23 protein-coding genes are annotated in these 24,787 nt (G+C 63.3%); 13 read left to right on the top strand and 10 right to left on the bottom strand.

Translation table 11 applies throughout. From position 1 onward, the window contains the following. Positions 1–25: 25 nt before the first annotated feature. Complete coding sequence (locus A985_RS24590; RefSeq protein ID WP_017232826.1) at positions 26–1,279, bottom strand: MdtA/MuxA family multidrug efflux RND transporter periplasmic adaptor subunit; 1,254 nt, start codon at positions 1,277–1,279, stop codon at positions 26–28. A 628-nt stretch (positions 1,280–1,907) separates the two neighbouring features. Between A985_RS24590 and A985_RS0107700 the strand changes: the two genes are divergently transcribed. Next, positions 1,908–2,627, top strand: coding sequence for a response regulator (locus A985_RS0107700; protein ID WP_017232825.1), 720 nt, complete (start codon positions 1,908–1,910; stop codon positions 2,625–2,627). Between the two features lie 121 nt (positions 2,628–2,748). Further along, a complete protein-coding gene (locus A985_RS0107695; protein WP_017232824.1) occupies positions 2,749–4,023 on the top strand; it encodes an ATP-binding protein in 1,275 nt (424 codons plus the stop codon). Between the two features lie 285 nt (positions 4,024–4,308). Here A985_RS0107695 and A985_RS0107690 read toward each other — a convergent pair whose 3' ends face one another. After that, positions 4,309–4,599, bottom strand: coding sequence for an H-NS family nucleoid-associated regulatory protein (locus tag A985_RS0107690; protein ID WP_017232823.1), 291 nt, complete (start codon positions 4,597–4,599; stop codon positions 4,309–4,311). A gap of 774 nt (positions 4,600–5,373) precedes the next feature. On the opposite strand from A985_RS0107690, the gene A985_RS24585 reads away from it, so the two are divergent. Together A985_RS24585 and A985_RS0107675 are read left to right on the top strand one after the other, a co-directional pair. Next, a complete protein-coding gene (locus tag A985_RS24585; protein WP_157211386.1) occupies positions 5,374–5,982 on the top strand; it encodes a GNAT family N-acetyltransferase in 609 nt (202 codons plus the stop codon). A 124-nt stretch (positions 5,983–6,106) separates the two neighbouring features. Then, complete coding sequence (locus tag A985_RS0107675; RefSeq protein WP_051060097.1) at positions 6,107–7,441, top strand: MFS transporter; 1,335 nt, start codon at positions 6,107–6,109, stop codon at positions 7,439–7,441. 10 nt (positions 7,442–7,451) lie between these two features. Here the strand turns inward: A985_RS0107675 and A985_RS0107670 are convergent, their stop codons facing one another. From A985_RS0107670 to A985_RS24580, 3 genes are read right to left on the bottom strand one after another with little or no spacing between them, the layout of a single operon-like run. After that, positions 7,452–7,874 carry a DUF6691 family protein gene (locus A985_RS0107670; RefSeq protein ID WP_017232819.1) on the bottom strand — a complete coding sequence of 141 codons (423 nt, stop codon included), beginning with the start codon at positions 7,872–7,874 and terminating at the stop codon, positions 7,452–7,454. Continuing rightward, on the bottom strand, positions 7,871–8,317 hold the full coding sequence (locus A985_RS0107665) for a YeeE/YedE family protein (protein ID WP_017232818.1): 447 nt from the start codon (positions 8,315–8,317) through the stop codon (positions 7,871–7,873). Before A985_RS0107665 ends, A985_RS0107670 begins: the two co-directional genes overlap by 4 nt. A gap of 23 nt (positions 8,318–8,340) precedes the next feature. After that, positions 8,341–8,703 carry a helix-turn-helix transcriptional regulator gene (locus tag A985_RS24580; protein ID WP_017232817.1) on the bottom strand — a complete coding sequence of 121 codons (363 nt, stop codon included), beginning with the start codon at positions 8,701–8,703 and terminating at the stop codon, positions 8,341–8,343. Between the two features lie 109 nt (positions 8,704–8,812). Here A985_RS24580 and A985_RS0107655 point away from each other — a divergent pair, with 109 nt between their 5' ends. Then, positions 8,813–9,682 carry an MBL fold metallo-hydrolase gene (locus A985_RS0107655; protein ID WP_017232816.1) on the top strand — a complete coding sequence of 290 codons (870 nt, stop codon included), beginning with the start codon at positions 8,813–8,815 and terminating at the stop codon, positions 9,680–9,682. Here the strand turns inward: A985_RS0107655 and A985_RS0107650 are convergent. Then, complete coding sequence (locus A985_RS0107650) at positions 9,669–10,556, bottom strand: LysR family transcriptional regulator (RefSeq protein WP_039830025.1); 888 nt, start codon at positions 10,554–10,556, stop codon at positions 9,669–9,671. The two genes, A985_RS0107655 and A985_RS0107650, sit on opposite strands and share 14 nt — an antisense overlap. A gap of 129 nt (positions 10,557–10,685) precedes the next feature. On the opposite strand from A985_RS0107650, the gene A985_RS0107645 reads away from it, so the two are divergent. Further along, complete coding sequence (locus tag A985_RS0107645; protein ID WP_017232814.1) at positions 10,686–11,087, top strand: 4-oxalocrotonate tautomerase family protein; 402 nt, start codon at positions 10,686–10,688, stop codon at positions 11,085–11,087. Between the two features lie 209 nt (positions 11,088–11,296). Continuing rightward, positions 11,297–11,701: a YXWGXW repeat-containing protein gene (locus tag A985_RS0107640; protein ID WP_017232813.1), complete on the top strand. Its 405-nt coding sequence runs from the start codon at positions 11,297–11,299 to the stop codon at positions 11,699–11,701. Between the two features lie 141 nt (positions 11,702–11,842). Here the strand turns inward: A985_RS0107640 and A985_RS0107635 are convergent, their stop codons facing one another. Next, on the bottom strand, positions 11,843–14,131 hold the full coding sequence (locus tag A985_RS0107635) for an NADP-dependent malic enzyme (protein ID WP_017232812.1): 2,289 nt from the start codon (positions 14,129–14,131) through the stop codon (positions 11,843–11,845). Positions 14,132–14,336: 205 nt separating this feature from the next. On the opposite strand from A985_RS0107635, the gene A985_RS0107630 reads away from it, so the two are divergent. Further along, positions 14,337–15,299: a LysR family transcriptional regulator gene (locus tag A985_RS0107630; RefSeq protein WP_026131747.1), complete on the top strand. Its 963-nt coding sequence runs from the start codon at positions 14,337–14,339 to the stop codon at positions 15,297–15,299. Positions 15,300–15,517: 218 nt separating this feature from the next. After that, complete coding sequence (locus tag A985_RS0107625; protein ID WP_198288668.1) at positions 15,518–16,768, top strand: autotransporter strand-loop-strand O-heptosyltransferase; 1,251 nt, start codon at positions 15,518–15,520, stop codon at positions 16,766–16,768. Positions 16,769–16,810: 42 nt separating this feature from the next. On the opposite strand, the gene A985_RS0107620 is transcribed toward A985_RS0107625, so the two are convergent. Continuing rightward, positions 16,811–18,511 carry a sulfatase-like hydrolase/transferase gene (locus tag A985_RS0107620; RefSeq protein ID WP_232424553.1) on the bottom strand — a complete coding sequence of 567 codons (1,701 nt, stop codon included), beginning with the start codon at positions 18,509–18,511 and terminating at the stop codon, positions 16,811–16,813. A 359-nt stretch (positions 18,512–18,870) separates the two neighbouring features. On the opposite strand from A985_RS0107620, the gene A985_RS0107615 reads away from it, so the two are divergent. The 3 genes from A985_RS0107615 to A985_RS0107605 all read left to right on the top strand — a co-directional run bounded on the left by A985_RS0107615 (position 18,871) and on the right by A985_RS0107605 (position 21,032). Continuing rightward, complete coding sequence (locus A985_RS0107615; protein WP_026131746.1) at positions 18,871–19,944, top strand: porin; 1,074 nt, start codon at positions 18,871–18,873, stop codon at positions 19,942–19,944. Positions 19,945–20,091: 147 nt separating this feature from the next. Continuing rightward, positions 20,092–20,619 (top strand): helix-turn-helix domain-containing protein, encoded by a 528-nt coding sequence (locus A985_RS0107610; protein ID WP_020372910.1) that lies wholly within the window; start codon positions 20,092–20,094, stop codon positions 20,617–20,619. Next, positions 20,616–21,032, top strand: a complete 417-nt coding sequence (locus A985_RS0107605) for a VOC family protein (protein WP_017232806.1) — start codon at positions 20,616–20,618, stop codon at positions 21,030–21,032. The genes A985_RS0107610 and A985_RS0107605 overlap by 4 nt, the downstream gene beginning before the upstream one ends. 37 nt (positions 21,033–21,069) lie before the next feature. On the opposite strand, the gene A985_RS0107600 is transcribed toward A985_RS0107605, so the two are convergent. Continuing rightward, positions 21,070–22,086, bottom strand: coding sequence for a transporter (locus A985_RS0107600; RefSeq protein ID WP_017232805.1), 1,017 nt, complete (start codon positions 22,084–22,086; stop codon positions 21,070–21,072). A gap of 332 nt (positions 22,087–22,418) precedes the next feature. Here A985_RS0107600 and ppk2 point away from each other — a divergent pair, with 332 nt between their 5' ends. Continuing rightward, a complete protein-coding gene (ppk2, locus tag A985_RS0107595) occupies positions 22,419–23,339 on the top strand; it encodes a polyphosphate kinase 2 (protein ID WP_017232804.1) in 921 nt (306 codons plus the stop codon). Between the two features lie 54 nt (positions 23,340–23,393). Here the strand turns inward: ppk2 and A985_RS0107590 are convergent. Next, the coding region (locus tag A985_RS0107590; RefSeq protein WP_017232803.1) for an ATP-binding protein at positions 23,394–24,787 on the bottom strand (1,394 nt) is incomplete at its 5' end.

The raw sequence follows: 24,787 nt of genomic DNA, 5'->3' as shown, positions 1-24,787 counted from the left end.
CCGTGCGGCGTCACGCGAGACCGCCCTATTGCGCCGGACGGCGATGACCGCCGTTGCGCTTGTCCCCCGGCGCGGGCGGCGCAACGGCCGCCGCACGGCTCGCGGCCGTGATCACCTCGACCTTGGCGCCGTCGCGCAGCTTGTCCATGCCGTCGATCACGAGCTTCTCGCCCGGCGCGATGCCAGACTCCACCGCGACGTTGGTGCCGTCGGTCGGTCCGAGCTTCACGGTCTTGAGCTTGACCGTCTGATCCGGCTGTACCGTGTAGACGAAACTGCCCTGCGTGCCGCGCTGTACCGCGGCGCTCGGAATCAGCGTGGCGCCCTTGAGCGTGTCGACGAGCATCTTCACGTTGACGAACTGGTTCGGAAACAACAAGCCGTCGCGATTGGCGAATTCGGCCTTGAGCTTGACGGTGCCGGTTGTCGTGTCGATCTGGTTGTCGATGGAGGCGAGCCTGCCGGTGGCCAGCTTCACCTTGCCGGCGCGGTCGAAGGCTTCCACGGGCAGCGTCTCCCCGTCTCGCGAGCGTTTGAGGACCTTCGACAGGTTGTCCTCGGGAATCGTGTAGACGACGGTAATTGGCGTCACCTCGTTGATGATGACGATGCCGTTGGTGTCCGACGCGTGAATGATGTTGCCCGGATCGACCTGGCGCAGCCCCGCGAGCCCCGACACCGGCGCGATCACGCTGGCATAGTTCAGTTGCAGGCGGGCGTTGCCGAGCTGCCCCTCGTCGGATTTGACGGTTCCTTCGTACTGCTTGACGAGCGCACGTTGAGTGTCCACCGTCTGCGCGGCGATCGAATCCTGCTTGAGCAGTGTCTCGTAACGGGCGAGGTCGAGTTGCGCATTCTTGAGCAACGCCTGGTCGCGGGCGAGTTGGCCCTCCATCTGGGTGACCTGTACCTGGAACGCACGCGGATCGATTTCGGCGAGCAACTGGCCTTCCTTGACGCTGTCGCCTTCCTTGAAGTGCACCTTCATGAGCTGTCCGTCGACACGCGAATGCACGGTCACACTGCGCGTGGGCGTGACGGTGCCCAGCCCGTTGAGGAAGACCGGCAGGTCGCCCGTCTTCGCCTCGACCGCCGTCACCGGCGTGGCGGGCGCACCCGCGCCGGCCACGCCGCCCGGCGCTGCGCCGCGACGCCCGCCCGCTTGAGCCGGACCTTGCGCACTTTGGGAATGCACGCGGTAATAAACACCCCCGGCGATGAGCACAACGATCAGTCCGATCACGCCGGGCACGAGCCAGCGGCGCGTACGCGAAGCCACAGGGGCTGGCCCGGTGTCGCGTTGCGTGCCAGCAGTGGGGGGTGCTGGCCGATCAGAACCGTTCGGTGGTTCGGAACCGTGGGGACCGTGCTCGGTCATGACTTCCTCATTACAGCGCAGTGGTAGGTGGATTCGTCCCGTGTGGACGATGGTCTTGCGATCGAGTGCCGCGGCGCAGCAAAACGTCCGTCAACCCCGGGGGCCTTGCCTCACGCCAGATCCGGCCAATCAGCATAGCAGACCGTTGTCAAAGCCCGATAGGACGGCTGATTACACCCGCTTTCCCCAAGGGGAATCGCGCTTGGCGCGGCAAAGGAAAGACCGGCCGCGCGCGCGATGGTTCGCATGACAGCGTTGGCACCGCGCGTCGCGATGCGCTGCATTGCCTTGTCGCAGCGCTCTCGCAACGCGAGACGTACGACTGGGTGTGCGGAACCGGCCACCGGCAGGGTGGCTTGCCGGTTAGATCGAACCTTATGCGATGGGGGCGAATTTCGTGTATCACCGGCGCTGGCTCTATTATTACGCAACGTTACGGGTGACCAATGCTGTAATGTCTGGAAACAATACCCGCGTCAAGGCGCGCGGGGAGGCCACTATCATGACAACACTCCCTGTCCGAACGAATATGAAGATTCTTGTTGTCGACGACGATCCCGATCTGCGTGATCTGCTGCGCGAATACCTGAGCCGCCACGGCTTCTCGGTGGCGGTGATGCATGACGGCGACGGATTGGCCGCACGCCTGGAGCGTGAGCGTCCGTCGCTGATCGTGCTCGACCTGATGATGCCCAAGGTCGATGGCCTCACCGCCCTGCGGGACCTGCGCGCGCGCAACGACGATGTGCCGGTGATCCTGCTCACCGCGCGCAGCGACGAGATCGACCGCATCGTCGGACTGGAAATCGGTGCCGACGACTATCTCGGCAAGCCGTTCAGTCCGCGCGAGCTGCTCGCCCGGATCAATGCCGTGTTGCGCCGTCGCAAACAGCCCGATGCCGCGGTGCCCGAGCAGCGCGAGAACTATACATTCGGCCCGTTCGTGCTCGACTTCCGCAGCCGCACGCTCACCCGCGATGCGCAGTTGCTCACGCTCTCGGACGGCGAATACGGCTTGTTGCGCCTGCTGGTAAACCACGCAATGCAGGTGCTCTCGCGCGAACGCATCATCGAACTGCTCTACGGCGCGGACAGCGATGTCAACGATCGCGGCATCGATGTGCAGATCTGGCGCCTGCGCCGTCTGCTCGACGAAGACGCGCAGAGCCCGCGCTTCATCCAGACCGTGCGCGGGCGCGGTTACATCTTCGTTCCCGACGGTCAACGCGCCGACATGGCCACCGGTTGATGGCCCGGCGCCGGACACAACGCTGCGTCGTCGCCCTGTTCGACGACGTCACCTCCCCGTCTGACAAGGACGCCGGCATGCTGCCGATACTGCTTACCCCAGCCCACAGGCAGAGCCCTGCATGAAAGGCCGTTTCGACACTTTATTTGGCCGGCTCGCGCTACTCATCATCGCAGCGCTGGTCATCAGCCATTTCTCATATCTCACGATCCTGCGCAGCGATCACGATGAGACGCGTGTGCAAAATGCCGCTGAGCAAATGGCCTTCATCATCAAGGCGGCGGCCGAAGTGCACGACGGCAGCTCGACGCTCACATTGCCGGATCTCGTGCAGGTCGTGCCGGTCTCGTTCGCGCATGGCGACGTCTTCGAGGCCGCCAGCAAGACCGCCCGCCTGACGACCGAACTCGCCCGGCGCCTTCCCGCGGGCACGCAGTTGCGCGTGGAGCGCACGCCACCGCCTCGCATCTGGGCCCGCCTGCCGGGCCGCGACTACTGGATCGCCACGCCGGTGCTGTCCGTGCGTAATCCGCCAGGCACGGCCATGATTTTGCCGGGTCTGGCCGCAGTCCTCGGCATTACCGTCATCTTTGCGTTGTTCGCGGCGTGGCAATTGCAGCGGCCGGTGCGGGACATGGCCGCCGCCGCCGAGCAACTCGCCACCCATCGCATTCGCACCCAGGTCAAGGAGCGCGGCCCGTTGGAGTTGCGTCAACTGACCGAGCGCTTCAATCGCATGAGCCACGACATCGTGCAAACCGACCGGGAGCGCAACACCATGCTTGCCGGCATTGCCCACGATCTGAAAACGCCGCTTGCACGGTTACGTCTGCGTGCCGAAATGCTCGACGACGCCCAGATGAGCGAGGGCATTACACGCGACGCCGAATCGATGACTCGCATCGTCGATCAGTTCCTGCTGTTTGCCCGGGGGATCGAAATGGAAAGTGCAACGTCGCCGGTGGAAGCCCGCATTCCCGCACTGGTCGCCCCGTTCCTCGATCAAGGTTATGCCATCGAACTGGATCTTCAGGCCGGTCCGGGCTTCAAGCTCAGGCAGACCTATCTCGAGCGCATCGTAAACAACCTGCTCGATAACGCGGTGACGTACGGACAGGCGCCGCTCGCGATTCGCACGTCACACGACGCGAGCGGATGGCGTCTCGTGATCGAAGACAGCGGCCCGGGCATTGCCAATGAAGACATCAATCGCATCGTGCGGCCGTTCGTCCGGCTTGACCCGGCTCGCGGCGGCAATGCGCATTGCGGGCTCGGTCTCGCCATTGTCGATAAGCTCACCCAGCAACTGGGCGGACGCGTATCGTTCAGCAATCGGCCTACCGGCGGCTTACAGGTCACGCTGATGTTTCCGCCGGAAAATCCGGGCTCGGAATAAGCGGACTCTGCGTACGACGCGTGCCGGATACACGGCACACACCATAAAAAACCCGCCGTCGGTGTACGAACGGCGGGTTCTGTCCTTTACGGCACGGCATCACATCAAGCCACAGCCAGACGATCCGGGTTGGGGGCAATGCGACGACTGGATGGCTGCGCTAGTGCGCACAGGGACACGGCGGCCAACGCTCGCCGCCGCGGACGTGACCGCGGCGCAGCGATGGTGGCTCCCCGACCACCCTGACATGTGACCGGCAGTACCGGTTCGGATTGGGTCAGCGAATTACTTGATCAGGAATTTCTCTTTGTTCTTGCCGACCCACTTCGGGGCGCGGCCACGACCCGACCACGTTTCGCCCGTGGCCGGATTCATGTACTTCGGCGCAATCTGGGCGCGCGCGGCACGGCGACGGCCATCGGTTGCGACAAGCCCCAGATCCTTGGCGGACAGTTCATATTCCTGAATCTTCTGTTTGACTTCAGCGATGACCTGAGCGACTTCACGGGCCCGAGCCTCTTCGATTTGCTTTTCAATCTTTTCGCGCTGCGCGACGAGTTCTTTATAGCTTGCCATCTGGCCTGTCCTTGGGTTGTTAAAATGGATCGCCACTTAAAATAGCACGAGTTTTAATAATTTGAAAACCGCATTTCCAGAGAATGAGTCTGCAAACGCAAAATTCGCATTGAATCGTCCGATCGATGCTTCCGACAAAGCACAGAATCGGAGCGCGATTCCGGGAATATCATCAGATCGGCCTCGTCGATATCGAGGCATTAGCGTGCCCCATTGCCGGCAATCGCAAAAGCATTCCCGCCATCGTGCGATGTGGACGCGAGGCGGCGTGATAAGTTCACACTTTCTCCTGCAAGTTTTCGTAAGGCTTTTTTGCCGGGCCATGTTTGGCGCCGACGACGCAGATGGCATCATCGCTCGATGCCTCAGACAATAGGTGCTCCCCAAACATTCAATCGCTATCCGATCGTTCCGCGATTCGAAAGACTTCACTCATTCGGATTATTCGCATCCCAGCGCCGTAATTCACGGATAACCCGAGTGGCCCCCGGATCCATGCGATTCGCCGGACGTCGTCTCGGACGTGCCATTGGTGTCACCCTCGATTTTCGAATCGTAGCCACCAAACGCGTGCGTCGATGCCATCTCCCGAGTCGATCGCATTTTCGTACAATAGAACCGTCGGGCCTGACGCTACTGCGCGTCACGGTTCGTATGGCAATATTGACGGGCACGAACACAATGTTCGCGCAGATCGAATTAAGTCAATCCAGAATTGTCACAATCGGCGATTTGCCATTCGGATTCGGGCGAATTCAACGGAATTTTGAGCGCATGAGCACGTCGACGCTGGCTGAGGATTCGCATTCGCCGTTCGGTACCCCCGCGCGCGCGCTCACTACCGAGCGCACGGTCTTGCGTCAGTGGCGACCGGAGGATTTGCCACTTTTCGCCGCGCTCAATGCCGATCGAGATGTCATGCGCCACTTTCCGACGACACTCGACCGGACCCAGAGCGACGCCGTCGCGCACCGGCTGGCCCAACATATCGAGACGCATGGCTATGGTCCCTGGGTGCTGGAAATCCCAGGCGTGACGCCGTTCGCGGGGTTCGTCGGCCTGATGCGCGTGGGTTTCGACGCCCCTTTCGCGCCGGCCGTGGAGATCGGCTGGCGGCTGGCGCGTGCCTGGTGGTCGAAAGGGTACGCGACCGAGGCGGCCTTCGCCGCCGCATATTTCGCGTTCGAAACGCTCGGCCTCGACGCGCTGGTGTCGTTCACCGTTCCCGCGAACGTTCGCTCACGCGCGGTCATGGAGCGCATCGGCATGCGCCATTGCCCCGATGAAGACTTTCTGCATCCGCTGATTCCGGCCGGCCACCGGATGCGCCGTCACGTGCTGTACCGGCTCAACGCCGACGAATTGGCGGCCAACCAGCGCTAGGCGTCGCCTCGGCGATTGAAGCAGTCGCTTAAATCGTGGGACAATCCGAGTCTTTGCGCCAGCCATTCCCCCCATTGTGTCGCGCGCCGTCATCATTCCGCTCATCATCGCTTGCGCCCTGTTCATGGAGAACATCGACGCCACGGTGATCACCACCTCGCTGCCCGCCATGGCGCGAGATCTTCATCAAGACCCGATTTCGCTGAAGATGGCGCTCACCGCCTACGTGGTCGGGCTCGGCATCTTCATTCCGATCTGCGGCTGGGTCTCCGATCGCTTTGGCGCGCGCAACGTCTTCCGCACGGCGATCGGCATCTTCATGGCCGGCTCGATTCTCTGCGCGCTGTCGTTTTCGCTGCCGACGTTCGTGTTCGCGCGCTTTCTGCAGGGCGTGGGCGGCGCGATGATGGTGCCGGTCGGCCGTCTCGTCATCTTTCGTGCGGTGCCCAAGCACGATCTGGTCAAGGCCATCGGCTACCTGACGATGCCAGCGCTGCTCGGCCCGGTCATCGGCCCGCCATTGGGCGGCGCGATCACGGCCTATCTGCACTGGCGCTGGATCTTCTTCGTCAACATTCCGGTGAGCCTGCTCGGCATCTACCTCGCGGGCAAATACATCGACAACGAGCGCGGCGGCGACGCCGGACGCCTCGACACGCTGGGCTTCGTCCTCTCCGCGCTCGGCAGCGGCCTGCTCATGCTCGGGCTGGCCATGATCGGCGAACCCCACATCGACGGCAGCCTCGTCGTCACCCTGTGCGCCGTGGGGGCCCTCTTTGTCTATGCCTACTGGCGCCATGCCAATCGTGTGCAAGCGCCTCTGCTCGACCTCAGGTTGCTGCGCATCCCGACGTTCCACGCCAGTGTCGTCGGCGGATCGCTCTTTCGCATCGGGTTGGGGGCCGTGCCGTTTCTGCTGCCGTTGGCGCTGCAGGAGGGGCTCCACATGGATCCGTTCGAATCCGGCATGATTACCTGCGCGTCGGCGTTCGGGGCGATTTTCATGAAGGCGATTGCACAGCGCGTGCTCGCGCGATTCGGTTTTCGCCGCGTGCTGATCGTCAATGCGGCGTTGGCCGGTCTGGCGCTGTCGTCTTACGGATTCTTCTCGCATGACACGCCGGTGATCGTGATGCTTGCCGTCGTGGCGTTCGGCGGCTTCTTCCCGTCGCTGCAGTTCACTTGCCTCAATTCGATCGTGTACGCCGACATTGCCAGCGCCGACGCCAGCCGAGCCACCAGTCTTGCGAGCGTGGTTCAGCAGTTGTCGCTGGGGCTGGGCGTGACGATTTCGGGAATGGTGCTGCAGGTGAGCAGCCGGCTGGCCGGCCACGAACACCTGACCACCCGCGATTTCCTGCCGGCGTTCCTCGTGATCGGCCTGTTCTCCTGGCTATCGATTCCGGTCACCCGCCAACTGGCTGCCGACGCGGGCACGGAGTTGGCGAGAAAACACTGAGCCGCGCGCGTTACTTCGCGTCGGCCCGTGTCATGACCGCGTGCAGCGCCATGCCGGCGATCATGGCGACGACGAACAGCAGTCCCTTGCCCGAACCAGCGCCGAGCAGCACCAACGCAGGTCCCGGGCAAATCCCGGCAATTCCCCAGCCGACACCGAACGTCAGCGCCCCGAGCACCAACCGTTTGTCCAAACCTTTCGCCCCCGGCCAGGCACGCGGCTCGCCCGTCCAGGCCAGTGCCTGCGAGCGTGCCAGCCGGAACCCGACCAGCCCCACCGCGATGGCCCCGCCCATCACGAACGCCAGCGACGGATCCCACCGGCCGGCCAAATCGAGAAAGCCCAGCACTTTCGCCGGATTCGCCATCCCGGCAAGTATCAGCCCCAGCCCGAAGACGAGCCCGCCAATGAACGCAAAAAGCAGCTTCTTCATGCCGCACCTCCCAGATTGAGTACGTGGCGCACGACGAACACGGTCAGGAAACCCATCGCCATGAAACACAGCGTGGCGACGAGCGAGCGCCACGACAGCCGCGACAAGCCGCACACGCCGTGGCCGCTCGTACAGCCCGACCCGAGTCGCGTGCCGAAGCCGACCAGCACACCCGCCGCCACGAGCATCGCGGCACTGGCGTCGATCTGCGCCGCGGGCACGACGGCCACGGCGCGGTACGCCCAAGGGGCTGCCATCAACCCGACGACGAAGGCGATGCGCCAGCCCACATCGCCGGCGCGAGGACGCAACAGGCCTCCGGCAATGCCGGAGATGCCTGCAATGCGCCCGGTCGCCAGCATCAGCCAGACGGCGGCAACGCCAATGAGCAAACCGCCGGCCAACGCGGTCCATGGGGTGAAGTGAAGGGTATCGAGGGTCATGTGCGGAGCGTCCCGTCAATTAATCAGAATTTCGGACAAAACTGGTCGTAGAGGCATGCCAGTAAGGCAAGCACTGCGCCATCGGCGACCGAATAGTAGATACGTTTGCCGTCACGCCGGGTCGTCACCAGCGACTCGGTACGCAGCACGGCGAGCTGCTGGGAGAGTGTCGGTTGCCGAATGTCGAGCTGCGCCTCCAGTTCCCCCACAGACAGTTCGCCCTGTGTGAGCTGGCACAGGATCAGCAGACGGTCTTCGTTGGCCAGCGCACGCAGCAGCGCGGTGGCATCGCACGCGGCGGCGCGCAACCGTGCGACATCCAGCGGCGCGGTGTCCGCGGAGGCCGTGGCCCGTTCGACAGGGGATAGCGCAGTCACTTTTGGCATGGCAGGATCGAACCATTCAGAGCATTGCGGCGCGGCGAGAGGTCACGTCGCCATAAACATTATACTAGACTATAATATATCAATTAATAAATTAATGCAGGAGCCGATCATGCCAGCCACGCCCGCCAACATCGAAGCCTTCTTCGACACCACCACCTCCACGGTGACCTATGTGGTGTTCGATGCGCCGGGCTCACGCGCGGCCATCATCGATCCGGTGCTCGACTACGACCCCAAGGCCGGCCGAACGCATACGGAATCGGCTGAGCGCGTGCTCGACTTCGTGGCCGCACACAAGCTCACAGTCGACTGGATTCTTGAGACGCATGCGCACGCCGATCACCTGTCCGCAGCGCACTGGCTCAAGGAACGCGTCGGCGGACGCATTGCCATCGGCGCGCACATCCGAGAGGTGCAGCACGTCTTCAAGACGCTGTTCCATCTGGGCGCCGACGTGCCGCCAGACGGCTCGCAATTCGACCATTTGTTCGAAGACGGCGAGACGTTCGCCATTGGCGCGCTGCAGGCCGAAGCGATGTTCGTCCCCGGCCATACGCCGGCGGACATGGCCTATCGCGTGGGCGACGCCGTGTTTGTCGGCGACACCCTCTTCATGCCCGATGTCGGCACGGCACGCTGCGACTTCCCCGGCGGCAATGCCCACCCGCTCTTCCGCTCGATCCGCCGCCTGCTGGCGCTGCCGGCGTCGACGCGTCTGTTCATGTGCCACGACTATCCGCCCGCCGGACGCACGGCGAACTGGCAAACGACCGTGGACGAGCAACGGCGCGCCAACATCCACGTGCACGACGGCATCGAAGAGCACCCCTTCGTCGCCATGCGTGAGGCCCGCGACAAGACGCTCGAGATGCCGACGCTGATTCTGCCCGCCGTACAGGTCAACATCCGTGCAGGCGACATGCCGGCGCCGGAAGCCAACGGCACGCGCTATCTGAAGATCCCCCTCAACGCGCTGTAAGCTGCTCGGCCAACGCATCGCGCGCGTGCGTGACCCACTCAGGCTCGCCACGGCGCGCGGGAAGCAAATGAAATTCGGCGTCCGGCAGTGCGGGCAGGCGCCGCCCGGGCATCAACGTTTCGATACGCGCAAGCGACGGCCCCGACGCCGACGCATTCAGGCACGCCACCCCGAGCCCCGCGCTCAACGCTAATTGCAGCCCCGCCACGCCCGAGGCCACGTGCGCAATCGTGAAGGGCACACGGTGGTCGTCAAGCCATTGCGTGGTGAAGCGATGCAGCGCACAGCTATCGGGCAGCACCAGCAGCGGTAGCGGCGCGCCGGCCGCCAGAACGAGGTCCGGCGATGCCACCCACTCGAGCGACTCGCGCCCCAGCGTGCGCGTGCCGGCCACCGCCTCGCGAGCGAGCGCCTTGCCGAGCACGCGCATCGACAGACCGATGTCGAAGTCGCCCGTGTCATAGCCCGCCTCGATCTCCCCGCTTTTCAGAATCGTGACGTGAATGCGCAGCGACGGATACGCCATGCCGAGATGCCGCAGCATGCGCGCGACTTCGGCCGGACGGAAGTAGTCTGTGATCGCCAGCCGCAATTCGCCGGCGAGGGAGAATCCGCGCACGTCATGCCACGCCCGTTCGGACTGCGCGAGCAACTGCCGCGCGTGTCCGAGCAGCCGCTCGCCCGCCGGCGTCGCGCTTACGCCAAATTTGCCGCGCGTGAACAACGTCACGCCGATGCGCACTTCGAGCTTGCGAATCTGCTCGCTCACTGACGACTGCGACAGGAACACGCGCGGCGCGGCGGCCGACAGACTGCCCGCCTCGGCCACCGCCACGAAGGTGCGCAACTGATCGAAATCGAAACCGGGCGTCATGCATTCATCCATTGACAAAAACGATGGATCAAATCGTAAATTCCAGCTTTTCCGATGTCAATCCTCTCCCTAGACTTAGGGCGTTGTCTTCACATCACTCAGCACCGCTTAATCTTTGGGAGCCGCACCATGCCGCACATCGTTCTGCAACTCTCGGGCACGCCCGACGACGCCCTCACCCGCAACGCCGTTCGCGCGGTCTCGCAACTGACCGTCGACACGCTGCACAAGGCGCCGGAGGTCATCGCCGTGACCGTCGACTATATTCCGCACACGCGCTGGTTCATCGGCGGAGCGCCCCTCTCGGAGCAAGGGAAAAACGCCTTCCATCTGGACATCAGCGTGACCGACGAGACGAATACAAAGGCCGAAAAGGCGCAATTCATTGCTCAGGTGTTCGAAACGTTGTCGGGCCTGCTCGGCAACGTGCACGAGTGCTCGTACATCCACGTGATCGATGCGCGCGGCGCGGCTTATGGTTACGGCGGACGCACGCAGGAATATCGTCATCAGCACGCGTCGAAGTCGTGACGCCTCGGCGCTCACATTGACTGGCGAGGCGCTCCCGAGCGTCTGCCAGGCGATGCAAAGCTCCGGCTTGCGCTACGTCATTTCACGTCACGTTTCGACAAACAAAACGAAACAATTCCAACACTTTTTTACGACTATTCGCTTCGCGGCAGACGCGGCTCCTCGTACGATGAAGACGTACCCAAAAATCGAACTCAAAGGGAGCCATCATGAAAAAACTGACGCTGACCGTTGTCCTCGTTACCGCGACGCTCGGGGGCATTGCCACCGCCCCGGCCCATGCACAGGTGGGCGTGTCCATCAACATCGGCGCGCCGCCGGCGCCGCGCTATGAGCCGATGCCGCCGCCGCGCGTCGGATATGTTTGGGCGCCGGGTTTCTGGGACTGGGACGGCCATCGCCATGAGTGGCGCGGCGGTCACTGGGAACGTGACCGTCCGGGCTACGCGTATCGCGCGCCGGCCTGGCATCAAGGCCCGAACGGCTGGGCACTGAGTCGCGGCGGCTGGGATCGCGGTGATCGCGGCCGGGGACCGGATCGTCGTGACGACCACGATCATGGCCGCGGCCATGGCCACGACGGCCGAGATCACGGCCGCGACCACCGCAACTGATTCGGGCCTCGAGGCTTGAAAACGAAAAAAGCCCCGGCTTGGCCGGCAGCGCATCGGATCGATACGTCTGCCGGACCGGCCGGGGCCGTGACGGGTGTCACACCCAGGAAATTCTCCCCAAGCGTGCCCCCCGTGTAGTCATCAGTCGCGATTGGCTTGAATAACGGTCAGCGCCGTCATGTTGATGATGCGTCGCACGGTGGAGCTCGACGTCAGCACGTTGACGGGTGCTCCGACACCCAACAGGAACGGTCCTACCGCCACGTTGCTGCCCGCGCCCGTCTTGAGCAGGTTGTAGGCAATGTTGCCCGAATCGACGTTCGGGCACACCAGCAGGTTCGCCGCGCCCTTCAGACGCGACTGCGGCAGAATGCGGCTGCGCAGACCTTCATCGAGCGCGCAGTCGCCGTGCATTTCGCCGTCGATCTCCAACTCCGGCGCCTGCGCCTTGACCATCTCCAGTACTCGACGCATCTTCGTCCCCGACGCGGCGCTGCCCGAGCCGAAATTCGAACGCGAGAGCAGCGCGACCTTCGGGTTCAGGTTCAGCCACGACATCTGCTTGGCGGCGGCCATCGTGAACTCGGCGATCTGCTCGGCCGTCGGGTCATCGTTGACGTGCGTGTCCACGAGCGCCACGGTGCGCTTGTCGAGCAGCAGGATGTTCATCGCCGCGTAAGTATTCGCGCCCGGCTGCTTGCCGATGACTTCATCGACGAAGCGCAGGTGGTCGTGATACGCGCCCACGGTGCCGCAAATCATGCCGTCTGCATCGCCCAGGCGCACCATCATCGCGCCGATCAGCGTGAGACGGCGGCGCATCTCGACACGCGCCATTTCCTTCGTGATGCCGTCACGGCAACGCAGCTCCCAGTAGTTGGTCCAGTACTGGTGGAAGCGCTCGTCGTAGTAAGGATTGGTCACCTCGACATCCTCGCCCAGACGCAGGCGCAGACCGAACTTCTCGATGCGCGCGAGCAGCACTTCCGGGCGGCCCACCAGGATCGGACGCGCCAGCTTTTCGTCGACGATCACCTGCACGGCACGCAGCACGCGCTCTTCCTCGCCTTCCGCGAACACGATGCGCGACTTGCCGCCGTCGCGCACGAGTTGCTTGGCCGCCGAAAAGATCGGCTTCATGAACGCGCCCGAGTGATACACGAACTGTTGCAACTGATCGGCATACGCGTCGAAGTCGGCGATCGGGCGCGTGGCCACGCCATCTTCCATGGCGGCGCGCGCCACGGCCGGCGCAATGCGCACGATCAAACGCGAATCGAACGGCTTCGGAATCAGGTACTCCGGCCCGAACGACAGGTCATACGCGCCGTAGGCGGTTGCCACGGAGTCGTTCGGCTCTTCCTGGGCCAGCGCGGCAATCGCGTGCACGGCGGCGATTTCCATGTTGCGCGTAATCGTGGTCGCCCCCACGTCGAGCGCGCCGCGGAAGATATACGGGAAGCACAGCACGTTGTTGACCTGGTTCGGGAAGTCCGAACGGCCGGTGGCGAGCACCACGTCGTCGCGCGCGGCGCGCGCTTCTTCCGGGAAGATTTCCGGCGTCGGGTTGGCGAGCGCCAGAATCAGCGGACGCGCCGCCATCGTCCCCAGCATTGCCGGCTTGAGCACGCCGCCGGCGGACAGCCCGATGAACACGTCGGCGCCCTCGATCACTTCCGCGAGCGTGCGCTTGTCGGTCGGCTGCGCGAAGCGCGCTTTGTCCGGGTCCATGCCCACCGTGCGGCCTTCGTAGACCACGCCGTCGATGTCGGTTGCCCAGACATTCTCGACGGGCAGGCCCAGGTCGACCATCAGGTCCAGACAGGCAAGCGCGGCGGCGCCGGCGCCCGAGGTCACGACCTTGACTTCGCGGATGTCCTTGCCTACGACCTTCAAGCCGTTGATAAACGCGGCGCAAACGGTGATGGCGGTGCCGTGCTGATCGTCGTGGAAGACGGGGATCTTCATCCGTTCACGCAGCTTGCGCTCAACGGTGAAGCACTCCGGGGCCTTGATGTCTTCGAGGTTGATACCCCCGAACGTGGCTTCGAGACTCGCGATGATCTCGACCAGCTTGTCCGGGTCGCTCTCGGTGATTTCGATGTCGAACACATCGATGCCGGCGAATTTCTTGAAGAGGACGGCCTTGCCTTCCATCACCGGCTTGGAGGCCAGTGCGCCGATGTTGCCCAGACCCAGCACGGCGGTGCCGTTCGTGATCACGCCGACCAGATTGCCGCGACCGGTGTACTTGAACGACTGCGCGGGATCGGCGGCAATTTCCTGGCACGGGATGGCGACGCCCGGGGTGTAGGCGAGCGCCAGATCGCGCTGCGTGACGAGCGGCTTGCTGGCCGTCACGGAAATCTTGCCCGGGGTCGGGAACTGGTGATATTCCAGGGCGGCCTGGTGATCGTTACTTTGGCTCATGGGGGTGTCGTCCTCGGTCGATGTCTCGGCTCTGCCTTGCGCCGCGGACCATTCTGGAGACGGTTACCGCCCTGGCGCATCAGAGGTGAGGCCATTCTAGGCAGCCGCCAGCGGGGGACGATTCTGAATTACTATGGGGGCATCATGTTTTCGTTATAAGCCCGGAGCATCGGGGGTTTCAGGGGATTGGGGACAGATGGGGGCGGTGCCTTTCGACACGGGGGAAGTGGTCCGGCGGTTGACCACTCGGCTCAAGATGCGTCATCTCGTGCTGCTGCTGCAAATTCAGCAGCACGGCTCGCTCACGCGAGTGGCCGAACATATGGCGACGAGTCAGCCGGCGGTCACCAGTGCCCTCGCGGAGCTGGAAAGCATGCTCGGTGGCCCGCTGTTCGACCGCACGCCGCGCGGCATGACGCCCACGCCGCTCGGCGACGTCGTTCTCGCCCGTGCGCAAGCGATGGTGCACGACCTGGATCACCTGACCCGCGACATCGAGGCCGTGATGGCCGGACACGCGGCGCGACTGCAGGTGGGCGTGATTCCCTACATCTCCGGCAAGACGCTGGCTGCCGCGATTCAGCAAACGCTCGCCGAGATCCCCCAGCGACTGACCGTCACCCTCCATGAAGGCACCAGCGAATCACTGATGGCGCAACTGCGCGACCACTCGCTCGACGTGGTGATCGGACGCGCGGGCGCCGGCCTCGACCTGACACAGGTGCAATTCGAAGTGCTGCATCACCAGATGCCGCGCGTTGTCGCCAACCGCCGTCTGGCCGCCCGGCTCGGACGAAGCGCCCCGGTGTGGGCGCAGCTCGCCGAACTCGACTGGGTGATGGGCGCGCCCCACACACCGATGCGCGACCAGTTATCCGATCTGTTCCTGCACGCGGGCGTGGTACCGCCGGTGCCGGTGGTCGAGAGCTTCTCGTCGCGGCTGACGGGGGAGTTGCTCGCCAGCAGCGAGCGCGCGGTGTCGCTGTTGCCGGCAGACATTGCCGAGGAGCTGGTGCGTATCGCCGGCGTGGCGATCGTACCCTGGTCGCTCACATGGACGCTGCCGCCGGTGGCGATGTTCACGCGCCGGGAAAATCCGCGCGAGACGCATCGTCTGTTCACGCAGGCGCTGCGCGCGCAGTACCAGGTGGTGGCTGGCGCGGCATGAGCGTTTGCCGCTGCGGCCCCGGTTACGGTTGCGTTCGAGTGGCGCCATGGACCGGGCTTGGCGTCGTCGAATGGGTCTGCGGGCCCGTTGCCGGACGGATTACCGAAAGGGTCTGAAAGGCCTTTGGACGCCAAAACCAGCCAATTTCCAGAAATAGACCCTTTTCCGCTCGTTCGCCGCGCAATCGCTCGCGCTATGTCCGGCGTATGGTGTCGGGCATGACCCATGCCATGCCCGCCCCGCCTCACTCCGATACTGCACCCGCCGACCCTTCGCCGGCAGTCACGCCGTTTGCGCCCTCACCGCACCAGATTTTCCTGTCGCCGGCCCTGCTGCCCACGCAAGTCGGCCCGGCCGGCCTGCGCTTCGATTTCAATGACGGCGCACGCGTGGTCATTCCCGATTTCGGTCAGCCGCTGCCGTGGCGCGTGCGGATCAGCGACCTGCGAGACGACAGCACGCTGGCCGATGTCTCCCTCTCCTCGGGCGTCGTGCGCAGCCCGGCCAAGTATTTTGTGCGCTATGGCATCACGATCTGGCTGAACGACGTGGAGGTCTTTGCGCATCGTTACGATGCACGCGAGCAGGCGGTACTGGTCCAGTTTCCATTGGCCGCCCTGGGCGATGTGCTCGGCTGGCTGCCTTATGCGCTGCGTTTTGCACAAGTGCACGGGTGCCGTCTGGCCTGTGTCGTTACCCCGGCCGTGGCGTCGCTGTTCCGCGACGCGTATCCGGACGTCGATTTCGTCCCGCAGGACAAGGTGGAGCGACGCAAGTATTACGCGACGTACAACATCGGCCTGTTTTTCGACGACGTGGCACGCGTGAAACAACCGCGCGACTTCCGCGCGACAGGGCTACATCGCACCGCGGCGCACATTCTTGGCGTAGACGATGCCGAGGCGCGCGCGAAGACGGTGCTGCCGGACGCGTCGCGGCCGATGGCGGCACCTTACGTCTGCATCGCCGTGCAAAGTACCGCGCAATGCAAATACTGGAATCGGCCGGGGGGATGGGATGCGGTGGTGGCCGGACTGCGAGAACGCGGTATGCAGGTCGTGTGCATCGATCAGAAGGCGCGGCACGGCAAGGGGGATTTCTGGCAGTCGATCCCGGCGGGCGCGATCGATGCCACGGGCGACCTGCCGTTGACCGAACGCGCGCGCTGGCTGATGCACGCGAGTGCCTTTATCGGCTTGTCGAGCGGACTGTCGTGGCTCGCTTGGACGATGGGCACGCCTACGGTGCTGATCTCGGGTTTCACCCTGCCGCACAACGAGTTCGCCACGCCCTACCGGGTGAGTGCGCGCGACGTCTGCACCGGCTGCTGGCACGACCCGGCGCTGCGCTTCAACCACGACGACTTTCACTGGTGCCCACGGCATCGCGACACGCCGCGCGCGTTCGAGTGCACGCGGGAGATTCGACCGGAAGATGTGTTGGCCGCGCTGGATCGCGTGCCGGGGTAAAGGAAGCGCTTGCGCCAAGTCGCCCCCACCGGTAGCGCCTCGCTATGAATGTTTCCGGAAATTGAATTGCAGCCGGTTGTCGATGAACGGCAGACTGCTTAGGGCGTCCTCGCCGACTTCCGCGTCGATAAGGGCATTCAGTTTGCCGTTCATCGCAAGCAGCTCGGTCCCATATCGCCCCGGCTGCGACGCCAGATTATTCATTTCGTCCGGGTCCGATTGAAGATCGTAAAGCTCCAGATCGTTGTGTTGCATCAACGCATCCAATGTCGTCGGACGATTGAAATCCGACAACGCAAAATACCGGCTGAAACGATAACGACCGTCAAATACACTCCGTATCGCCCCCCTGAGCGTTAGATTGGGTTGCAGGGCGCATGCGCGTCGATGCATCTCCTGCGGCGGCACACCGCGTTGCCGCATGGTGTTGAACTCCGCGAGCATCCATTCGCTGTCGTAATACAGCAGCATCGCGTAGTTGAACAGCGCTGCAGGACGAACGGCGTCCACGGGCGCCGTGTCCGGCGCCTTCAACAGATGCGCGAAACTGCGGCCGACCGATGCTTTTCCCGCGATGGCGCGCACCTTTTCCTCCGGCAACCCGGCCAACGCCAGCAACGTGGGCGCTATGTCGACGTGCGATGTGATGGCCGAGCATTGTTTCCCACCTTCGTATGCCGGGTGCGCGACGATGAATGGCACATGGTTTTGTTGGCGGTAGGCGTTCGCCCCCTTGTCAATCATTTGATGGTATCCGCCAAGCTCCCCATGATCTGACGTCAGGATCACGACGGTCTGGTCGGCAATGCCGAGGTTGTCCAATTCTTCCAGAATCCGTGCGACGTGCCGATCGCAATCGCGAATGCAATTCAAGTAATTGTCTTGATAGAGGCCGACACTCCTGTCGCTGAAGTCGAACCTGCCGATCAGCGCTGCGTGCGCCGCGCCGTACATGGCATGGGCTGCCGGTCGCCCCTGACCGTTCAGTGGTTGCTTGCGCGACGGCGGTAGTGGCACATTTCGCCATGGCGTTTCATACAGCTTGTCGTTTGGCGCGCCGCGGGTAGGCAGCAACCCCGCATGCCCTTTGTCGCTCGGTGCAGGGTCGAACCACATCGCGTCGTGCGGATTCACCAGATTGACCGCGAGAAACCAAGGCTTGGCTGACGTTTCGGAGGTGCTCGCGTTCGGTCGGCGATTCCGAAGCCATGTCACCGCCGCCTCGGTCGTCGTGCCATCGTACATATAGCCACCATGAGCGGCCCCGACAAGATCGCCCACGCCAAAGTAATCGTCAAAGCCATATACCCGCATCGTCTTCGCATAATCCGCGACGGGGGCATCGTAAGGGCTGCGCGACTCATGCATGGTCGCGCTGAGATGCCATTTGCCGAAGTACGCTGAGTGATAGCCGGCATCTTTCATCATATGCCCGACCGTGCGGACGTCCTGCCCCAGATCGGGTTGCCATGGCAGTCCCGCATTGTCGAAGATACCGGTGTGCTGCATATGGCGGCCCGTGTAGATGTTCGATCTTGACGGCGAACACACACACGACGCGATCTGGTGATTGACGAACGAAATCCCGCGCCGCTTCAACTTTTCTCGTCCAGGCACCGGCATCGGCCACTCGTCGAAGTAACGTTCCTGGTCGACGAGGATGAACAGAACGTTGTAACCCGTCGGTGGCGAGGCCGGAGGAGATTTTGCAATGTGCTGCGTCGGAGCGGCGGTCGCAGGCACGAGATTGCTGATCGATGTGGACAGAAGTGCGGCTCCCGTCGTCTTCAGGAACGCGCGGCGGCGCTCACCCTCCGGCCGTAAATCGGCATCGGTCTCTGTCGTGCTCCGAGTATCCATTTGCTTCCTTTGTTTTACATACGAAACATTGATTCACGAATGAGAAATTGTAGCCATCACGACCTCCCCTTTCGCTACTGGTGAAATCACTAGCATCTCGGAAATTTTGAGTATGTAACCATCCGCCTCGAAATCTCAAATTTTGTTCTACATGTTCATATTTGAACATTTAACAACACCATCTCGACTAACTAACGAAGTCTCGATTTGTCCGGACTTCCGTTTCGAATCGACGGGGAAATATGAAGGTCTCGATCGCAACTGGATTACTGATGTGCTCACTCGCCGGCAATGTCTCGGCGCAAACTGGTGTCACGATGTACGGGAGCTTGGATGCAGGGGGCGCTTATGTCAGTAACAGCGCGGGCAGTGCCCTGTTCAAATTCAATCAGAGCAATATGCAGCCGGATCGATGGGGGTTCAGAGGCGTTGAAGATCTCGGGGGTGGCCTACATACCGTTTTTCGACTGGAGAACGGTTTTTTCACAGGCACCGGAACTTCCGTCTCAAGCGGAACCATGTGGAATCGCCAGGCATACGTGGGACTCGCCTCGCCGACCACCGGCACCCTTACCGTCGGGCACCAAAGTTCTCTTAACTTCGATTTGCTCACCCCGCTCAGTAACGCCTATCTCGCACAGTCATGGAACGCGTTCCATCCTGGCAATATCGACAATCTCGCAAACTCGGCGACGTCATCGATCGACAATGCGATCAAGTATCGTTCTGCGAACTATCACGGCCTCTCCGCGAGTTCGGTGTTCGGCCTTGGCAATACGGCCAATTTCGGCTTCGGCAACACCTTCAGCATCGGCGTCGATTTCGCGTCCGGGAATCTGAAAACGGCAGCCATTTTCTCCAACCAGCACAATCGCGCCTTTGGCGTGGCGGCAACAGGTCTCACCACATTTCAAGGAAGCGCAGCTTCTGCATACGTTGCAGACCATTCGCAGACATTCGGTTCAGGCCTTCTGTACACATTCGGCAATCTTCGCGTTCACGGGCTTTACACGCGCGTTCGCCTTAAAAAAGGCGTTGCCTCAGACGTGTATCAGAGCTACGAAGCCGGTGCCGAGTACCAGCTAACGCGCTCCAATCAAGTGACTGGAGGCGTTGCGACGACGACGATGTCCGGTCACCGATGGTCGCAGGTCGAGGTGGGATACATCTACTCGCTGTCCAAGTCGACGCAACTGTATCTGCAAGCGCTGTGCGAGCACACCAACGCCGGAACAAAGGCGTATCTGTCGATCGCGGGGGCATCAAGCAATGAAAATCAGGTGCTTGTGCTGAGCGGCATGCACCATACGTTCTGAAGACATCAGGAATTCGGCCTCCGGCGGCGCCCGCCGCCGCCCCTTGCGCACATGGCCATACCCGCCCCCCCTTGTTTCGCCTAAACTAGGCGGATCTCGTCTGTGCCGTTGGAACTCATGGCCCCTCGCGAATGCCGTCGTGACTCGATGCCAGCCCCGTCTTCGGCCCCGTGCGCCGAATCGGCCGACACCGCGCCGTTGGAAGACCCGGCCTTGCTGCGGCGTCTGCTGCGCGCCAAAGACCGCATGGACTCGGCCTCGCACGAGGCCTGGCCCGTCAAGCGCCTGGCCGCGGTCAGCGGCACTTCCGAAGCGCACTTCGCGCGCTCGTTCAAGCGAGCCTTCGGTATTCCTCCGCATCGCTACCTGCTGACACGGCGCATCGAGCAGGCCAACACGCTGTTGCGCGACACCGATCTGAGCATCACCGACATTGCCTTCGCCACCGGCTGGGAGAGCGTAGGCACGTTCGGCCGCATCTTTCGCGACATCAATGGACAAAGCCCGAGCGCTGTCCGACAGTCGGCGCGGACCACCGCGCCCAACTGCCCGGATCGTGTTCCCGCATGCGTCCTGAAAGCGGCGCAGCGGCCCGATCTCAAGATCGCAGTTTTGGAGAAGCGCCGCCGCGCAACCCAAGGTACAGTCCCTCCATCAACCAAGGAGGTCTTATGAAGCCAGGCATTCAAGTGGTCGGTGTGTACGTCGACGATCAGGATGAAGCCCTCGCGTTTTACGTCGAGAAGCTCGGATTCCGTGTTCACACAGACGTGCGCAACGGGCCGTACCGTTGGCTGACAGTCCAGCATCCGGACCAGCCCTCGTTCCAGCTCGGCCTGTTCACCCCTGGCCCGCCCATCCACGACGACGCGACCGCGCAAACGTTGCGGGCGATGGTCGCCAAGGGTGCCATGCCGCCACTGGTACTTCACGTATCGGACTGCCAGGAAAGCTACGCCAGACTGAAAGCCGGCGGCGTCGAGTTCACGCAGGCGCCGGTCGAGCGCTACGGCAGTGTCGACGCGGGCTTTCGCGACCCGGCCGGCAACGGATGGAAGATGATTCAAGCCGCGCCGGACGGTCAATGAGCCGCCCGTGTTGGCGTCGCGGTTCGACGTGACACCATCAATCCGGCCGCCGCCGAAACGCCCATCCGCCAGCGGCGGCGGTCCCCGTGGCGACAATCGCGACCAGAACCCAGAAGCCGTGCGGGTGATCCGCCAGCGGTATACCGCCCACGTTCATGCCGAAGAAACCCGCCACGATGTTGATGGGCAAGGCGAGCACGGTCACGACGGTGAGCGTGTAGATCGTGCGCTCGGTGCGCTCGCTGACCATTGCCGCAATCTCTTCCTGCAGCAGCTTGATTCGCTCCAGCAAGGCCGACAAGTCATTGAGCACGACGGCAAATTCTTCGGTTGCCTGACGAAACTCCTGCACGTCCTCGACATGCCCCCAGGGCGGAGGACGGCTCAGCAGACGAAAAAGCGCCGCCGGCTCCGGTGCCAGCAATCGCTGCAAGCGAACGAGCACCCGGCGCAACGACCCCAGATCGGCGCGATTGCTCTCGATACGCTGCTGCAATAGCCGGTCTTCCACCATATCCACGCGCCCGCTCGTCTCGCGCACGATGCGTTCGAGCACATCCGCCTGATCGCGCAGCAAATGCACCAGCAACGCCAGCGGCGAACGGAAGGCTTCGCCACGTTTGACCGATGCGCGCAACTTATCGATGGATCGCAGCGGCTTCACCCGGCCCGTGACCAGCAGCCGGGCATTGGCCGCGACACGCAGCGTTGAAATCTCCGACTGCGCAATGTCGAACGCGAAAATCACATCGTTGATGACGGCCAGCAGCCAGTCGTCGGAATGTTCGATGCGAGTCGAGCGCGAACCTTCGCTCAGATGCTCGTAGAATTCGTCCGGCAAGCGCAGATGCTGCTGCAGCCACCGCTCGCACGCGGCATGCGCGAAGTTGAAATGCAGCCACAGGAAGCCGGGCGCACGCTCGCCCTGCGCCAGCCACGCGAGGGCCTCGCCCGAATCGATGGGCTCAGGCGAGGTGCCGTCGGTGAATCGATAGCCATAGATCAGACCCGCCTGATCGCAGCCATAAGCGTTGTGAACCAAGTCGGCGAACATGCGCGCGGTGTGTAGGCGAAAGTGGGGGCGGCGTGACCCGTACCTCAGCGCGGGCCGACCTGACATCATGGCCCCGTCACATGGCTTTTTTGTGACAACGCACACACCTCGCACACCGCCTGTCAACGCCGCTTTCGCCCACCGGGCGAGGCGGAACGCAAACGCCTTGGCGCGGCGTTCGTCCGCGCCATGCTAATGTCATAAAATCGTCGCAGACTTTGGCTCACTCTCGGGTGCGCCCTGCACGCGGGACTGCGCCGTGTGCCGGCCTGTCTTCACCCACGCTGGACGGGTGCCTTCCGTATTTTTTTGGTCCGTAAGAGTCCGTCGCCATGACCCAATTCGATTCCGATGCCGACCGCGACGCCTCGCTTGCGCGCCGCCTCCAGGATGACCTGATCGACAGCTACGATGAAGAGATCGAGATGGAGATCGACGATCTTCGTCTGCCCGGGCTGAATGACCTGAGCGCCGAGGCCCGCAGCGACCGCCTGCACTATTTCAGCGAACTGTTTCGTCTGCAGGGCGAACTCGTCAAATTGCAGGATTGGGTGATCCGCAGCCGCCACCGGCTCGTGGTGATCTTCGAAGGCCGCGATGCGGCCGGCAAGGGCGGCGCGATCAAGCGCATCACCCAACGGCTGAACCCTCGCGTGTGCCGCGTGGCCGCCCTGCCCGCCCCGAACGACCGCGAACGCACGCAGTGGTATTTCCAGCGCTACGTTCAGCATCTGCCCGCCGCCGGCGAAATCGTGCTGTTCGACCGCAGCTGGTATAACCGCGCCGGCGTGGAGCACGTGATGGGGTTCTGCACCGAGAGCGAATACGAAGAATTCTTCCGCTCGGTGCCCGAGTTCGAGAAGATGCTCGTTCGCAGCGGTATCCAGATCGTGAAGTACTGGTTCTCGATCTCGGACGATGAACAGGAGGCGCGCTTCCTCGCACGGATTCAGGACCCGCTGAAGCAATGGAAGCTCAGTCCGATGGACTTGGAAAGCCGCCGTCGCTGGGAAAGTTACACGCGCGCCAAGGAAGTGATGCTCGAGCGCACGCACATTCCGGAAGCCCCCTGGTGGGTCGTGCAGGCCGACGACAAGAAGCGCGCGCGCCTGAATTGCATGCATCACTTGCTCGCGCAAGTGCCGTATCACGACGTGGAGCGCTCGTCGGTGATATTGCCCGAACGCGCCCGCAGCGAAGACTATATGCGTCACCCGGTGCCGGATGAAATGATCGTGCCGGAGGTCTACTGACGCGCCTGGCGCGATGGCGGCTCAGCGCGGCAGCACGCCGCCTGAGGCATCATCTCAGCCGCCGGTAAGCCCAGGTGCGGGCGTCACGGGCAAGCGCAGCGTGACACGAAGGCCGCCGTCCGGCGACCTCGCCAGACGCACGGCGCCGCCCAGCCCCTCGACCAACCGCGCCACCAGCGACAGACCGAGTCCGCAATGGCCCTCGCCACCACGCGAGGCGTCGAGCCGCACGAACGGACGCATCGCCAGCGCCACCTGATCGTCCGGAATCCCCTCCCCGCAGTCGCTCACCTCGATACAGCCCACCGCGCCCTCGCACCACGTCGCCAGACGCACGGGCGGCGCGCCGTGCTCGAGGGCGTTGTCGACGAGATTCATCATGACGCGGTCGAGCAACGTGCGCGGCAACTGGAACGCCGGGCCCGCGCGCAAATGGCTGGCGAACAGCGGCGCGCTCTCGGCCAACTCGGTCGCCGTGGCCGAGGATGCCGTGGCTTCGTCGCCCCCCTGCGCCGGAAACTGTTCGCGCAAGAACGCATCGACGCCCACAAGCGGACTCGTATCGGGTTCGTCGCGAGCGTAGGCGAGGAACTGCTGGACGATGTGATCGATGGACGCGATGTCGCGCACAAACCCGTCGCGCGAGCTGTCGCTGTCGATCAAATCGGCGCGAAGACGCAAACGCGTGAGCGGCGATTTCAAGTCATGGGCAATGCCCGCCAGCATGATCGCCTGATTGTCCTCCGCTTCGGCCAGGCGCTTGGCCATGTCGTTGAAGGCGTGCGTGAGGTCGCGCAACTCATGCGGCCCTTGCTCGGGCAACAAGGCGGGACGACGTCCACGCGCGATCACGCGCGCGGCGTGGGCGACGCGCGCAATCGGGCGCTGCATCTGCCAGGCCACCAGCAACGCCAGCAATACCGCGCCGATCAGAATACCGACCGTCTCGCGCACGAAGGGTGGCATCGGCGGCAAATCTAATCCGATGACGATCCACTCGCTGCGTTGGGGCAGCAAGACCCACAAACTACCCTGCTTGCGCTCGTCGACCAGATGCAGCTGCGTGCCGGCCGGCAAGCGCGCGAGCAATTCGCTGCGCAGGCGCGCGGTGCGTGTGTCGTCTGCGCGATCGGCGAACGCCGGCGCCCGCGTCAGCGGCACGCGACGCAGGCCATGCGGCGGCGCGAGGCTGCCGGGGTCCACTGCGCGTTGATCCACGCTCTGGATGGCAATGAGCAGGCCGCGCGCAAATCCGTCCACCTGCTGACGCGGACGCTGATAGAAAACCAACGCACTCCACACGAGATGCATCACCAGCAGGACGGCAATGCCTAGCCCTGCCATGCGCGCGAAGAGCGAGTCGCGCAGCCGCCAACGCATTGTCACGCCGCCGACTCCCGCCAGCCGCGCACCGTACGCTTGACCACTGGCGCGGGCGAAGCGAGCGC

Origin of the sequence: Pandoraea sp. B-6, from assembly GCF_000282835.1 — a bacterium.
GTDB lineage: Bacteria > Pseudomonadota > Gammaproteobacteria > Burkholderiales > Burkholderiaceae > Pandoraea > Pandoraea cepalis.
Note: the sequence above shows the minus strand (reverse complement) of the source record. Positions and strands in the feature narration are given on the sequence as shown.